Source organism: Brachybacterium sp. AOP3-A1-3, from assembly GCF_052378285.1.
In the GTDB taxonomy this organism is placed as follows: domain Bacteria; phylum Actinomycetota; class Actinomycetes; order Actinomycetales; family Dermabacteraceae; genus Brachybacterium.
Genome location: NZ_JBQSXM010000009.1, coordinates 147010 through 160841, shown reverse-complemented (window position 1 = coordinate 160841; position 13832 = coordinate 147010). Strand labels below are relative to the sequence as shown.

Annotated in this window: 15 protein-coding genes; 5 read left to right on the top strand and 10 right to left on the bottom strand. The window is 70.9% G+C overall.

Annotation, left to right across the window (positions count from 1 at the left end; all coding sequences use genetic code 11):
* The first annotated feature begins 293 nt into the window (after nt 1-293).
* The gene (locus ACT3T5_RS13525; RefSeq protein WP_444594586.1) at nt 294-1490 is read left to right on the top strand and encodes an MFS transporter; all 1197 of its coding nucleotides are present in this window, start codon (nt 294-296) and stop codon (nt 1488-1490) included.
* Between the two features lie 185 nt (nt 1491-1675).
* Here the strand turns inward: ACT3T5_RS13525 and ACT3T5_RS13520 are convergent, their stop codons facing one another.
* Nucleotides 1676-1948, bottom strand: a complete 273-nt coding sequence (locus ACT3T5_RS13520; RefSeq protein WP_444578431.1) for an HPr family phosphocarrier protein — start codon at nt 1946-1948, stop codon at nt 1676-1678.
* Nucleotides 1949-2326: 378 nt separating this feature from the next.
* On the opposite strand from ACT3T5_RS13520, the gene ACT3T5_RS13515 reads away from it, so the two are divergent.
* Nucleotides 2327-3004 (top strand): TetR/AcrR family transcriptional regulator, encoded by a 678-nt coding sequence (locus ACT3T5_RS13515; RefSeq protein WP_444594585.1) that lies wholly within the window; start codon nt 2327-2329, stop codon nt 3002-3004.
* A gap of 72 nt (nt 3005-3076) precedes the next feature.
* Here the strand turns inward: ACT3T5_RS13515 and ACT3T5_RS13510 are convergent, their stop codons facing one another.
* Both ACT3T5_RS13510 and dps read right to left on the bottom strand, forming a co-directional pair.
* Nucleotides 3077-4438, bottom strand: a complete 1362-nt coding sequence (locus tag ACT3T5_RS13510; protein WP_444578428.1) for a M20/M25/M40 family metallo-hydrolase — start codon at nt 4436-4438, stop codon at nt 3077-3079.
* Between the two features lie 141 nt (nt 4439-4579).
* Nucleotides 4580-5071, bottom strand: coding sequence for a DNA starvation/stationary phase protection protein Dps (dps, locus tag ACT3T5_RS13505; RefSeq protein ID WP_444578427.1), 492 nt, complete (start codon nt 5069-5071; stop codon nt 4580-4582).
* 182 nt (nt 5072-5253) lie between these two features.
* Here dps and ACT3T5_RS13500 point away from each other — a divergent pair, with 182 nt between their 5' ends.
* Nucleotides 5254-6120: a hypothetical protein gene (locus ACT3T5_RS13500; RefSeq protein WP_444594584.1), complete on the top strand. Its 867-nt coding sequence runs from the start codon at nt 5254-5256 to the stop codon at nt 6118-6120.
* Nucleotides 6121-6192: 72 nt separating this feature from the next.
* On the opposite strand, the gene ACT3T5_RS13495 is transcribed toward ACT3T5_RS13500, so the two are convergent.
* The 3 genes from ACT3T5_RS13495 to ACT3T5_RS13485 form a co-directional block, all read right to left on the bottom strand.
* A complete protein-coding gene (locus ACT3T5_RS13495) occupies nt 6193-6963 on the bottom strand; it encodes a PadR family transcriptional regulator (protein ID WP_444578423.1) in 771 nt (256 codons plus the stop codon).
* Between the two features lie 196 nt (nt 6964-7159).
* Complete coding sequence (locus tag ACT3T5_RS13490) at nt 7160-7630, bottom strand: SufE family protein (RefSeq protein ID WP_444578422.1); 471 nt, start codon at nt 7628-7630, stop codon at nt 7160-7162.
* The gene (locus ACT3T5_RS13485) at nt 7627-8532 is read right to left on the bottom strand and encodes a sulfurtransferase (protein ID WP_444578420.1); all 906 of its coding nucleotides are present in this window, start codon (nt 8530-8532) and stop codon (nt 7627-7629) included. The genes ACT3T5_RS13490 and ACT3T5_RS13485 overlap by 4 nt, the downstream gene beginning before the upstream one ends.
* Here ACT3T5_RS13485 and ACT3T5_RS13480 point away from each other — a divergent pair.
* Entirely contained in the window at nt 8531-9100 is a 570-nt protein-coding gene (locus ACT3T5_RS13480; RefSeq protein ID WP_444594583.1) for a VOC family protein, read from the top strand. The genes ACT3T5_RS13485 and ACT3T5_RS13480 overlap by 2 nt on opposite strands.
* 85 nt (nt 9101-9185) lie before the next feature.
* Here the strand turns inward: ACT3T5_RS13480 and ACT3T5_RS13475 are convergent, their stop codons facing one another.
* A complete protein-coding gene (locus ACT3T5_RS13475) occupies nt 9186-10025 on the bottom strand; it encodes an inositol monophosphatase family protein (RefSeq protein ID WP_444594582.1) in 840 nt (279 codons plus the stop codon).
* A gap of 99 nt (nt 10026-10124) precedes the next feature.
* On the opposite strand from ACT3T5_RS13475, the gene ACT3T5_RS13470 reads away from it, so the two are divergent.
* The gene (locus tag ACT3T5_RS13470; RefSeq protein ID WP_444594581.1) at nt 10125-10688 is read left to right on the top strand and encodes a DUF2127 domain-containing protein; all 564 of its coding nucleotides are present in this window, start codon (nt 10125-10127) and stop codon (nt 10686-10688) included.
* Here the strand turns inward: ACT3T5_RS13470 and ACT3T5_RS13465 are convergent.
* From ACT3T5_RS13465 to ACT3T5_RS13455, 3 genes are read right to left on the bottom strand one after another with little or no spacing between them, the layout of a single operon-like run.
* A complete protein-coding gene (locus tag ACT3T5_RS13465; RefSeq protein WP_444594580.1) occupies nt 10676-11716 on the bottom strand; it encodes an asparaginase in 1041 nt (346 codons plus the stop codon). The genes ACT3T5_RS13470 and ACT3T5_RS13465 overlap by 13 nt on opposite strands.
* Nucleotides 11713-12483 (bottom strand): SRPBCC domain-containing protein, encoded by a 771-nt coding sequence (locus ACT3T5_RS13460; protein WP_444594579.1) that lies wholly within the window; start codon nt 12481-12483, stop codon nt 11713-11715. Before ACT3T5_RS13460 ends, ACT3T5_RS13465 begins: the two co-directional genes overlap by 4 nt.
* 39 nt (nt 12484-12522) lie before the next feature.
* Nucleotides 12523-13800: a methyltransferase domain-containing protein gene (locus ACT3T5_RS13455; RefSeq protein WP_444594578.1), complete on the bottom strand. Its 1278-nt coding sequence runs from the start codon at nt 13798-13800 to the stop codon at nt 12523-12525.
* Between the last annotated feature and the right edge of the window lie 32 nt (nt 13801-13832).

The following is a 13832-nucleotide window of genomic DNA, read 5'->3' as shown; positions in this document are numbered from 1 at the left end:
ATGCCCAGCACCATGACGCGCCTGCGCGGGGATGCTCGTCGTCCGTCGGATCTCGCCTGATGGCGAACCGCTGGTCGGGAGCGGGGCACTGTCTCCATGGTGGTGACCGACTCCATGGTGGTGACCAACGCTTTGGTGGTGGCCGACGTTCCGGGCGAAGAGCTCTCCTAGCCCGTTCCGGGCACCGGGTTGATCGGGGAAGCTCCTGCTGCCTTTTCGGGATGCTCAGGCTGTGACGCATCCACCGGTGGGCAGGTCTGCCGTCGAGGTCGTTCGTGCACCATGCTTGAGGCATGTCGAGCTGCCCGCCGGAGACCTGTGATTCCCCATCCTCTGCAGCGGACTCTCGTCCCGCACCTCTGCATAATCCGATTGTGATCGCGCTCGCGCTCTCTGCCGGAACCGCTGCGCTTGTCAGCGCTGAGTTCCTCCCCGCCGGAGTGCTGCCTGGGATGGCGCATGACCTCGGCGTGAGCGAAGGTCGTGCCGGCCTGACCCTCGCGGCGACGGCTCTGGCGGGCGCCATCACGGCCCCCACCATCGCCTCCGTGCTTCCTCGGGCCGACCGACGCTCCGTACTCCTCGTGCTGCTGGCTCTGGCCGTCGTATCCAACGTCGTGGTGGCGATCGCCCCGAGCTTCGGGCTCGTGCTGATCTCCCGCCTGCTGCTCGGCGTGGCGATCTCCGGATTCTGGTCCTTCGCTCTGTCCGTCGGGGTGCAGGTGACCGGGCGACCGGCACTCGTGTCCACCACAGTGGCGGTCGGCACCAGCATGGCCACGGTCATCGGGGTCCCGGTCTCCTCCGTGCTCGGCGACATCATCGGCTGGCGTGCCGTGTTCGGCGTCGCCGCTGTCCTGACGCTCGGGGCCGGCGCGGTGCTGTGGCGTCTGCTCCCCCCCGTTCCTGCGCAGCACGGCGCCGGGCTCGCCATGATGCGCTCGGTGCTGGGGAATCGCCGGCTGGTCGCAGGTGTCGTGGTGATCTTCGGGGCGGCGTTCGCGAACTTCGTCGCCTATCCGTACATCCGTGTCGCCATCGAGGCGATCGATGGCTCGATGGTCGCCGTGCTGCTCCTGGGATGGGGCCTCGGCGGCCTGGTCGGGAACCTCGCTGCCGGCTATCTGTCCCGCTGGCTGCGCTGGGCGGCCACCGCTGGGCCCGCGGTCCTCGCGATCTCCCTCGCCGCACTGGCCGGGACGGAGAGCAGCGTGCTGCTCGCGGTTGCCGTCGTGATGTGGGGCTTCGGGTTCAGCATGGTGCCCGTGACCACGCAGCTGTGGGTCTCGGCGATCGAGCCCCGGCGCGTCGAATCCGCCGTGGGGCTCCAGGTGACCGCCTTCCAGATCGCGATCATGAGCGGGTCCGTGGTGGGAGGCATCCTGGTGGATCAGCAGGGCCCGTCGGCCGCGATGCTGGTGGGCGCGGCCGCCGCAGTGCTCGCCGCGATCGGGTTCGCTTCCCTGCGGATCGTGCCACGGGCTTCGTGAGCAGGCCGTGACCGGTGCGTCGGCGCGAGCTGGCGACACCCCCGCGGGGTGACGCGGGACGACACGGGCCGACGCGGGACGACACGGGCCGACGTGGGGTGACACGGGGACGACGCGGGAAGACGGGGCCGGCTGCATCCGGGTGATCGCGCCGGCGTTGTGCCGGTGGGCCACGCCGGGTCGCGTCAGAAGTTCTCGTCGAGGTTCTTACCGAGCAGAGCCGCCAGAGCGTCGAGCGCGGCATCGGCGCCATCGCCTTCGGCGCGAAGGATCACTTCGTCGCCGTGGTCCACGTTCAGCGTCAGGAGCATGAGGATGCTGGAGGCCCGGACGGGCTCGGCACCGGGCTTCTCGATGGTGACGGCGACGGGCTGCTCGCTCGCAGCCTGGGAGAAGATCGCTGCGGGGCGGGCATGGAGCCCGCTCGTGCTCGCGATCTTCACAATACGTTCTGGCATCGTGGGTGCCTTTCTGGACGGTACGGCCACCAGCGTATCGCCGGGAACGCCCTCTTTGTGACCCGCGAGCGGTCGCCGCGACGCCGAAGTGTTCTTCGGCAGATGCCGGTCGCCGAAGTTCCCGAAACGAAACCGGACAGATGCGCAGAATAGTTGCGCGACATCGGAGTGTGCCGTGTAGCGTTCTGCCTAGTCCGTCAGGGGTGGCGCGACGTCCCCGGTGCGTCGCGGCGAGTGTGTGCTCGTCGCGCCTGAGACAGGAAGCAACCGGTCCATAGGAAGCATCCGGTCCACAGGAGGCTACCGTCCGCAGGCAGCGAACGGTCCACTGTGCAACGCTGGGGCGAGCCGCTCAGGCGTCGGGGTTACCATCTGTTCATGCCCAGCACAGAAGGTCGTGCGCCGGATCCCCGGCCCGCACGCACACGCGCGGCGATCTTCGCCGCGGCCAGGGATCTCAGCGCTACTGACGGTGAGGTCACGGTCAATGCCCTCGCGCGGCGCGCCGGTGTCAGCCGCGCCGCGTTCTACAGTCACTTCTCCGGTCTCGACGACTTGATGGGTGCCATCCTCCGCACGATGTTCGATCTCCAGTACGCCCGCGCCGTCGAGATGGCGGCAGATGGCCGTACGACTCAGGAGATGGTCCAGTCCTCGGTGGCGACCATGGTGGCCTACGTCGAACGACACCATGCGTTCCTCCGTGGCGCGCTGGATTGGAAGTCCTCCCATTCGACATATCTGATCCTGGTCACAACCCTCTCGGGCCTCCACGTCAATGCTCTGAAGCGCGTGGCGGACCAGATGCCGCCGCAGCTCCCGATGGAGCAGACGGCTCGATACTTCGCCGGGGGCACGCTCGACGTGCTCATCCAGTGGCTCGTCGAGACCGGGGGCGACGCCCACGCCGGCAAGGAGTTGGCCGACTCCGGCCTCACCGAGGTCATCCTGCGACTCCTGCCGAGCTGGTACACCGGCCTGCAGCCCGAGGACCCGATCCCGGCCGACCTGGTCGTCGGCGATCTCTTCGCCGATACCCTCACTCGAGACGACTGACCACAGCGGCCTGCGTCGGCCCTCCGAGTCGGAGATCCCCGCCGGTCAGCGGCTCGGGTCAGCGGTCCGGCCTCAGCAATCGCGCGTGAGACGCAGCAGCACCCGGGCACCGAACCGGACCGCCTCCACGGGCACCCGCTCGTCGATCCCGTGGAACAGCGGCGCGAAGTCCAGGTCCTTGGGCAGCTGCAGCGGGGCGAAGCCGTACCCGGTGATTCCGAGCTCCCGGTAGAGGGCCTTGTTGTCCGTGCCGCCGCTGAGGCAGTACGGCAGCACCTCGGCGCCCGGGTCCTCCGCCTGGATCGATCGTGTCATCACGTCCATCAGGGCGGAGTCGCGCGGGGAGTCCACGGAGTTGCCGATGTGGTCGATGATCACCTCGACCTGCTCGCCGGCCAGCTCCTCGAGGAGTGCGAGAAGGTCGTCCTGGTGGCCGGGGAGGAAGCGTGCGTCGAAGGTCGCCTCGGCGGTCTGTGGGATCACGTTGCCCTTGTATCCGGCGCTGAGCATGGTCATGTTGACCGAATCGCCCAGGGTGCCGGAGACGAACTGCCGTGCCCCGCCCAGCAGCGGCAGGAAGGCATGGATGTCCTGCTCGTCCCAGCCGACGCCGGTGATCTCCGTGACGCCGTCGAAGAGGGCCTTCACGCTCGCGATGTATTCGAACGGGAACACGTGCTCGTCGATGGCGGCGATGGCGCGTGCCAGGCGCACGATCGCGTTCTCGTCGTTGGGGACGGAGCCGTGGCCCGCGCGACCGGTGGCGCGCAGGCGACCCCAGGCCAGGCCCTTCTCGGCGGTCTGCACGAGGTAGGCGCGCACGTCCTCGCCGGTGTCCTTCTGAGGGAGGGTGATCGAGTATCCGCCCACCTCGCTGATCGCCTCGGACATGCCGGCGAACAGCTCGGGACGGTGCTCGACCATCCACCCGCTGCCCCAGACGCCCCCGTTCTCCTCATCGGCGAAGAACACGAACAGCAGATCGCGCGGCGGGGTCTGGCCCGTGCGCGCGAGATGCCGGACCAGGGCCAGGATCATGCCGACCATGTCCTTCATGTCGACGGCACCGCGGCCATAGATCATCCCGTCGTGGATCTCTGCGCCGAAGGGGTCCACGGACCAGTCCTCCGCGCGGGCCGGCACCACATCGAGATGGCCGTGGATGATGAGGCCTCCACGATCAGGGTCCTCGCCTTCCAGGCGCACGAAGACGCTGGGCCGGCCGGGCGCGGATTCGTGCACCTCGGGCTCCAGGCCCACCTCGCGCAGCTTCGCCACGACGTAGTCGGCCGCCTCCGTCTCGCCCGGTCCCCAGGTCGCAGGATCATCGCCCCCGAAGTTGGTGGTGTCGATCCGGATGAGCTCACGGGTGAACTGCACGGCTTCGTCCTGCAGCACGGTGAGCTCGTCGGCGCTCGGGTCGGCGATCGGCATGCCGGGTCCTCCTCGGGGTCGGGCCTTCACCGTACTCGGCAGATCAGCGGCCCCGCGCCGGCGCCCGCGCCGTGATCGGCGGAGGCGGGCGGACGGCGTGTGCGGAGCATCAGCTGCAGGGGCGCATCAGCCGGGACGAGGTCAGCTCTGCGAGCCCTCGAGGTGCGCACGCATGAACCACTGGAACTTCTCCAGGCCGCGGGTCTGCTCGATGAGGATGTCCTCGGTGAGCGGGTCCAGCTCGCCGGCCAGGGTGATGGCCTTGCGGTTCGAGGCGATGATCCCGGTGTAGACCTCGTCCAGGGCGCGCAGGTGATCCTGGGTGTCGGCCTTGCCGAGCGTGTAGTCCTTCCATCCGCGCTCGGCGACGAGGCGGCCCGGGGTGCCCACGGGGGAGGCGCCCAGCTGGGCGATCCGCTCCGCGAGGTCGTCGGTGAAGCCTCGCACCTCCTCGACCTGCGGGTCGAGCATCTCGTGGACGGCGATGAAACGAGGTCCGGTGACGTTCCAGTGCGCGTGCTTGAGCGTGAGGTGCAGGTCGTTCATCGCGTGGAGGCGGTCCTGCAGGGACTCCACGAGGCGCAGGGAATCCTCGGCTCCGAGTCCGGGAACGGTGTAGGCGAGGTCAGCCATGTCGTCTTCTCCTTCAGGTCGGGTCGGGTGCGGTGATCGTGCATCGATCGTCGTCCTGTTCAACGAGAAAGGGAAGGGCCGTGTTCCGTGACGGTCTACCGCCTGGTTGTTCCTCCCTGGTGCTCCGGGCGGAACCTGCTCCGTACGATGGTCACGACCCTGATCCCACCGGAGGTGCGCTCATGAAGCCGATCGACTCGATCCGTGGACGGCTCTCCGCCGTGCCGGAGGCGGTGCGTCAGCGAACCGACAGCTCCTCGGCCCGTGCCCGCCTCCTCGCAGATGCCCGAGCGGTGGTCCCTGATCTGCCGCGCGATGCCGATTCCGGCCATCTGGTCCGGGCGGCCCGTCGGCTCGTGCGCCGTGCGGCGCAGGACGAGTTCGCGCGCGAGGGCGTCGCCCAGGTGCGGCTGCCCGAGGTGCGGGGGAGGACCGAGCTGCGGCGGGCCGACGTGCCGGGAGAGGCCAGTTTCCACGCCTTCGTCGAGGACATGCTGCTCGCGCTGGACTTCGCTCCAAGCCCGCTCGAGCGGGATGACGCGGTCGAGCTGCGTCGCGCGCCGACGTCGTCCGACCAGTACGGGCTCTCGCCGGAGGTCGCCGCGGATCTTGCGTCCTACCTGCTGGGGAAGGCTTTCGAGCTCGATCCGGAGGCGCATGATCTCGAGGCCTTCTTCGCGGAGCATGCCGAGCAGCTCCGCGACGACGTGCGGGGAGCGCTCGTGCGCCAGGTGCGGGTCCCGCTCGAGCTGAAAGTGGCGCTGGACCGGCACGAGCTCATCGAGAACGGGCAGGGGCCTGCCGCCGGATTCGACGGGCCCGACGTCGAGGGCTTCGCCTCGCCGACCGGAGGACCGGGGGACGAGGATGCGACGGAGGAGGAACGGCGCAGCTTCGCACAGCGGGCCCAGGCTGCTTTCGAATTCGCCCAGTCCGAGGCGGGACGGACCGCGTTCAGCATGCTGCGCACCGGCGCGGAGAAGGCCTACTGGAAGTACGGACAGGGTGAGAGCCGCGGCCCGACGCCCAAGGGCCCCTCGAAGCGCTGAGCGACGCTAGTCCGAATCGCCACGGCGCGAGCCATCGCGATCCGGACCGCCCAGCCGCTGCAGGCCCGTGCGTCACGACTGCTCGGACGGCGGCTCGTCGGCCGACGGGCCCGCGAGGATCGTGTAGAGGCCGCGGCGGGCCTCCTCGAGGAGCGTGGCAGCCGCGCGGACCTGCGAGTCCGTCCCGGTGCGGGCGACCTCCCGCAGGGCGCCCATCAGACCATGGCCGAGCTCGCGCAGGTCGATGACCTCGTCGTCCGCCGAATGCGCGGCCGACGGAAACGGATCCGTCCACGACGAGGAGTTCTCCTGGACATGGGTGCGCCCTGCCTCGGTGAGGCTCGCGAGCTTGCGCCCGCCGCTCTTCTCGGTGACGACGAGCCCCTCGTCCTCCAGCTGGGAGAGCGTGGGGTAGATGGCGCCGGGGCTCGGGCGCCAGCGGCTGCCGGTGCGCTCGGTGATGGTCTGCATCAGCTGGTAGCCGTGCATCGGCTCCTCGGCGAGGAGCAGGAGCACCGCCGTGCGCACGTCCCCACGGGGAGCGCGGTGGGGTCCCCGGCCGCGCCGATCGGGGCCACCCCCTCGTCGGTCCGGCCCGCCGCGCCGTTCTGGGTCGAACCCGTCAGGGCCGCGCCCGCCGGGACCGAATCCGACGGGACCGAATCCGCCGCGGTCGGGATCGCCGGGCCCTCGTCGGCCGCGACCGCCCCGTCCGCGCCCGCGGCGATCGGGCCCGCCGTCGCCGGGGACCTCGGCGTCATGGGGCCCGTCATGGCGCCGGCGGCCGGCGCGGTCGATGTTCTCCCCGAAACGGGGCTGATGATGATCGTGATGGCGTCGCATGGTGCGACCCCCTTTCTGTTGACGTGTTATCACGATATATCGTTATGTATCGCGTGGCAAGGTCTCGTGGGTCTCATCGTCTTGTCAGCGTGGCGGTCGGCCTCGGCGCACGGCCTGGAACAGCACGCGGCGCCGGTCCCCGAAGAGGGGCCCGGCGCCGCGGCCTACGTCGTCTCAGCAGGTCAGAGGCGGGAGGTCAGAGGCCGGCCTTCAGGCGCAGCTGGCGCTTGATGCGGGCGAGCATGCCCGCCATGCCGTTCAGGCGCAGCAGGCTCACCACCTCGGCGAGGCCCAGGGCGCCGGTCACGGTGTCCGGGGTGTCGAGCACCTCGCCCACCGAGCGGCCGTCGAGCGCCTCGGCGAGGATCGAGGCGAAGCCGCGGGTGGTCGGGGCCTCCGGCGGCGCGGAGAAGAAGAGCCGCGCGGTCGCGTCGCGCCCGGTGCCCTCCACCTCCGTGACCAGGAAGATCGGCGACTGGCATTCCGGGACCGGCTCGAGCAGCTCGGGGTGCTCGGCGTAGCGCGGGGGCAGCTCCGGCAGATCGTTGGCGAACTCCAGCAGCAGCTGCAGACGATCCCGGCCGGTCAGGGCGTGGAAGTCATCGGCGATCTCGGCGAAGGCCGCCGGCAGCTCGGCGCCGTCGACAGGGGTCGATCCGGTGCTCATCGGGCGGGGACCTCCCCGGGCTCGGTGCCGACGGCGATCGGCAGGCGCACGGCATTGCCCCACTCGGTCCAGGAGCCGTCGTAGTTGCGCACGTCCTCGAAGCCCAGCAGGTAGCGCAGCACGAACCAGGTGTGCGCGGAGCGCTCGCCGATGCGGCAGTACGCGATCACCGGAGCGGAGCTGTCGAAGCCGAGCTCCTCGCGGTAGATCGCCTCGAGCTCGGGGCGCGTCCTGAAGCGGCCGTCCTCGGCGGCGGCACGGGCCCACGGCACCGAACGGGCCGAGGGGATGTGCCCGCCGCGCACGGTGCCCTCCTGCGGGTAGTCGGGCATGTGGGTGCGCTCGCCGGAGAACTCCTGCGGGGAGCGCACGTCGATCAGCTGCCCGCCCAGGAAGTCCAGGACGTCCTCGCGGTAGGCCCGGATCGGGGCGTCGTCCCGCTCGATGATCGGGTAGCCGGTGGTGGCCGCCGGGGCGCCGTCGGTCGACGTCGTCATCTCGCGGCTCTCGGCCTGCCAGGCGGCGCGGCCGCCGTCGAGCAGACGCACGTCGGCGTGGCCGAACAGCTCGAAGACCCACAGGGCGTAGGCGGCCCACCAGTTCGACTTGTCGCCGTAGACCACGATGGTGGTCTCGCGCGTGATGCCGGAGGCGTCCATGAGCTTCGCGAAGCCCTCGCCGTCGACGTAGTCGCGGGTCACCTGATCATTGAGGTCCAGGTGCCAGTCGACCTTCACGGCGCCGGGGACGTGGCCGGTCTCGTAGAGCAGCACGTCCTCGTCGGACTCGACGACGACCAGCCCGTCGGCGCCGAGGTTGTCGGCGAGCCACTGCGTGGTCACGAGCTTCTCGGGGTGGGCGTACTCCTGCAGGGCAGGGGTCGGATCGACGGGAACGGTCATGGAAGCACCTCTCGAACGCTGGATGATCTGGCTCCAGTCTGTCACCGGTGCGCGGGCAGTGGGGAAGCGCGAACTGCGCTGGGAGCGTACGACGGGCCGGCGTCGGGCTCTTCCCTCCGAGGGCTTCGGCTCCTACCGTGGCCCCATGGAGAACCTGGCGCAGGAACCCATCACCCCGAAGCTCGACCTGATCGTGCTGGACTGTCCCGATGCGATGGAGCTCGCGACGTTCTACGCGAAGCTGCTGCGATGGCGTCTGGAGGAGGGCTCGGACGGCGACTGGGCCACGCTCTCACCGCCGCGCGGCGGCCTCACGCCCGAGAATCCCGATGGCGAGGCGACCCTCGCCTTCCAGAAGATCGACGACTACCAGCGGCCCACCTGGCCCGGCGGCACCCATCCCCAGCAGTTCCACCTCGACTTCGCGGTGACGGACATCGAGGAAGCAGAGCCGAGGGTCCTCACCCTCGGAGCCGCCGTGCATGAGCACCAGCCCTCGAGCTCAGGCAGCTTCCGGGTCTACGTCGACCCGGCCGGACATCCGTTCTGCCTCGTCCAGGGGGCGTGACCGCGGCGGCCGGCACCGGAGCGGATCGGCAGCAGTCCCGGGCGACCGCAGGTCGAGCCGACGGGGTGACCATGCTCGCGAACCGTCACCGTGCGGCGGGCTCCACCCGAGGGTTCCGCGATGTCGCGTCCGCTCGCGAGCCGGTGACGCCGAGGAGAGCGTCGAGCTCGCGCACCGTCTGCGGCTTCCCGACCACGATCAGCTCCCCGGTGAGGTCGGTGCGCAGCTCGCCGCCTGCCTCGACGATGATCAGAGTGCCGCCCACGCGGTCCCAGATCTCATGGCGATAGGCGACCGTCGCGCCGAGATGCCCGGTGGCCAGCAGCCCCCAGTCCGAGGACGGGGCCCAGCTGCGCAGCACCCGCTTCGTGCCGCGTTCGAGGGCGGCGAACAGGGCGTTGCGCCACTCGTCGTCGTGCCCGGTGTCGTAGCCCTGGGTGAAGGCGATCGTGGTGCGGTCCAGGGGCTCTGCGGCGCCGAGGTCCAGGCGGCGCGGCTCGTCCGCCTCGCCGTGGGAGAGCCAGGCGCCCTGCCCGGCGATCGCCCAGAAGGTGCGGCGGCGCGGGGAGTCGTGCACGACAGCCATCACCGGCCGTTCGCCGTCGCACAGGGTGATGCATACGCCGTACACGTCCAGACCCAGCACATAGTTGTTGGTGCCGTCCAGCGGATCGATCAGCCAGCCGTAGCGGGCCCCGGACCCGGCACCCTGCTCGCCCTCCTCCTCACCGAGGATCGCGTGCTCGGGATAGTGCTCGCGCAGTGCGGCGACGATCCGCCGCTCCGCCTCGCGGTCCACATGGGTGACGAGGTCCGAACCGGTGCCCTTGGCCTCGATCCGGGCGGTGTCGTGCTCGACGACGGCGAAGTCGCCGGCCTGCCGGGCGAGGGTGATGGCGAGTTCTGCTGCGCTGCGAAGATCCACCCGGTGACTCTAGTGGGCGCGGCCCTGGATGCTGAGCGGCCTAGGATCGGTGGGACAGGGCGCGGCGCCCGTCCGGGCCCGCCGGAGGGAGGGTGCGGCATGGCCAGGCGTCGTCGCACCCGCCCCTCGCCCGTCCTTGATCTGATCTTCCTGATCGGCATCGTCGGCAAGGGGATCGACGGCCTGCTCGAGCTCGTCGGCGGGATCCTCCTGCTCGTGGTCGCGCCGGGCCAGCTCGCCCGGCTGGTGCAGGTGCTCACGGCGGAGGAGCGCGCCGAGGATCCTCATGACCTCCTCGCGAACCTGCTCCTGCACGGGGTCACCCATCTCGCGACCGGGACCGCCACGATGCTGGCCGCCTACGTGCTGCTCCACGGGGTCGTGAAGGTGGCGATCGTGATCGCTCTGCTGCGCGGATCGCGGCGCGTGTACCCGTGGGCGATCGGTGCGCTCGGGCTCTTCCTCGTGCTCCAGCTGTACTCGCTCGTGGTGAGCCCGTCGGTGGGGGTCGTGGTGCTCACGGTGCTCGACGCCGTGATCATCCTGCTGACCTGGCGCGAATGGCACGAGAACCGCACCTTGCACGACACCTGGCGCTCGACGCTGAGCGCGCTGCGCGGGCGCTCACGCCCCGCCCCGGCGCAGCCCTCTCAGGACGCGTAGGCCGCGAACGCCGCATGGATCGCCCCGGTCGGCGCGTGCTCGGCAAGCAGTGCCCGCAGCAGCAGGCGGGCCTTCGCCGGGGACAGGAAGCCTGCCATGACCGCTCCGGCGTCCAGCAGGTCGACCTCGCTGCCGGGATAGGCGTAGTGGTGGGTCGAGGTGCCGCCGGAGGCGATGCGGGTCGCGACCACGACGGGCACGCCGGTCTCCAGCAGGCGGCGCAGACGGGGCATCGCGGCGGGGGAGACGTGCCCCATCCCCACCCCGGCGATCACCAGGCCCGCGAGAGACGCCGCGGGGAGATGATCGAGCAGGTCGAGGTCATCGTCCAGCCCCGCCATCACCGTGGGCACCGGCGGCAGGTGTGCGGACGGCGCTCCGGCGGACAGCCGTGCGACGCGCTCCGGCATGGCCTGCAGGAGCCGCAGCTCGGCGCTGTCCACGAGCGCGAGCGGGCCCGACGGGGCGGAGGCGAAGGCCGAGACCGAGCGCGAGGAGGCCTTGGTGACCTGGTCGGCCAGGTGCACCTGCGCGTCGAACACCACGAGCACCCCGACACCGCGAGCCGCCGGGCTCGCCGCCGAGCGGACCGCGTCGTGCAGATTGGCGGGGCCGTCGGCGCCCGGTGCGCTCGCCGGTCGCATCGCTCCGGTGACCACCAGCGGGGCGTCGCGGTCCCAGTACCGGTTCAGGAGGAACGCGGACTCCTCGAGGGTGTCGGTGCCGTGCGTGAGCACGACGCCGTGGGCGCCGTCGTCGACCGCCTGACGGGCCCGCTCGAGCACCTCGGCCAGGTGCCGGGGACGCACGTCGGAGGAGGAGACGTTCGCGATCTCGTGCGCAGTGAGCTCCACCCCGTCGATCAGGGTGCTGGACATGCGCTCACCAGCGGCGGCATCCGGGGCGGCATGGCCGCCGTCGGCGCCCTGGGTCATGAAGATCGTGCCGCCCAGGGCCAGCAGGGTGACGGCCGACGGGGCGGAGGGCGGCGTCCTGGAGGAGCCGGGAGCGCTGGACGTGCCGGTCACGACAGGTCCGGCTCCTCACCCAGGTAGAAGGCGGCGGCGCGCACGGACGCCTTGCGGGCCGGCTTCTTGTCGGACCCGGCGGCGACGTGCGCCTCGAACCAGGCGTCGGCCGTGGCGCGCGTGAACTCGGCGCCCTCGGGGGAGCCGGCGAAGGCCCCCAGATCTCCCATCAGATCGGCCGACGGGTCCTGGAGGTGCAGGGCCAGCGCGTACAGCGCACCGTCCCAGCCGCAGCCGACCGCGGCGGGCCCGAAGGTCGCCCAGTGGGCGTCGGCCGGGACGGTGTGGCGCAGCTCGAAGCGGGTGCGCGGGCCGGCAGTGCTCGCGGCCTCGGAACTCTCGTAGGCCACAGACTCCGGCTCTGACTCTGACTCTGACTCCGGCTCCGTCTCCGACGCCAACTCTGTCTTCGGCTCCGTCGCGGTCCCTGACTCGGCATCCTCCACGGGGGTCACCAGCAGCTCCATCTCGCTGGAGCTCGTGCCGATCTCCCAGGTCAGGAGCAGCCGGTGCGGGGCATCGGCGGTGAGCACGGTGCCCCGGGTCTCCATATCGGGCAGCTCGAAGGTGCCGCCCTCGACCGCCTCGCCGCTCGCTCGGCCGAACCACACCTCGAGGTGGGAACCGATGGTCAGGGCCGACCACAGCTCCTCGGGATCCGCGGTGAAGGTCTGCGCGAGGGAGACGGTGTTCCCGTTCTGGGCGGGCGTGACGGTACGGGTGACCTCGGTCAGCTGGGACTCGGGGGTCGGGGCGGGGGATGTCATGGGCGTGCTCCTTCGTCGGCGGGGTTGTGGACCACTGTGTCAGGTCGTGGGGGTGCGGCGCAGTCGCACGATGACCTCGGCGTGCTCGGTGTGGGGGAACATGTCCACGAAGCGTCCGGCGGTGATGCACAGCGAGGGCATCGTGGCGAGGTCCGTGGCCAGGGTGGCCGGGTTGCAGCTGGAATAGATCACGTCGGCCACCCCCGAGCCCTCGAGCCAGGCGGCGAGCTCGGGGCCGATGCCGCGGCGGGGCGGATTCACGACCACCACGTCCGGAGGCCCGGCCTCGGCCGCGGCCTCTCGGATCGCCCAGGCGGTCGCGTCATCGGCCAGGAAGGTCGCAGGGATGCTCTGCGTGGCAGAGGCCTCGCGGGCGCCGTCGATCGCCTGCGCCGAGACCTCCACCCCGGTGACGTGAGCGGCGGGCAGGGCGCGCGCGATATGCAGCGCGAAGCCACCCAATCCGCAGTACAGGTCCCAGATCCGCGGGCCAGGCGCCGTGCCGGCGTCGACGGGGGAGCGATCGACGGAAGGGAGATCGACGGTGGACGAAGCGGCGGTGGGGGTCCCGGCGGTGGCCGCCGGAGCCTCGCGCTCCGTGACGATCTCGCCGACCCAGGTCGCGGCCTGCCGGTAGAGGTCACCGGCGACCTCGGTGTTCGTCTGGAGGAAGGACTGCGGGCGGGAGAACAGGGTGACGTCCCCGGTGCGAACGGCGATCGACTCGGCGCCGGCGAGGTGGATCTCCTGCTCGCCCTCGACCCGGGTGGTGTGATCGGGATGGATGTTCGCGGTGACCGCGACGACCGAGGGGTGCGCGACCAGGAGGGCGGGAAGATGCTCGCGGATCCGATCCAGGGCCTTCTCGCTGCGCAGCACCAGGCGCAGCAGATGCTCTCCGTCGGGAGAGGCGGTGACCAGCACGTTCTTGAGCTCGCCGCGACGGCGGGCCACGTCGTACGGCGGCACCTGCGCCCGACGGATCAGCGCCTTCGCCCCCTCGAGCACCTCCTCGACCCCGGCGGGGTACAGCGGGCAGTCGCAGAGATCCGCGCTGAGCGCCTGGCCGGGCAGGCCCAGGATCGGTGCCTGCGCAGTGCCGCCCACGGCCATCTTCCCGCGGGCCCGGAAGCCGGCCTCCGGGCCGACGATCGGCTCCTGCCAGGCGCCGCCGCCCTGTCGCGGGTCGGAGCTCGCGAGATACGGGGCGAGCAGTGATTCGACACGCTCACGTCCCTCGGCGAGCTGCCGGGGGCGAGGGAGGTCCAGGAGGGTGCACGACCTGCACTCCCCGGACTCGAAATGATGACAGCGCACCCCCGGAGTCTACGAGGCGCGGGCGGGTCGCG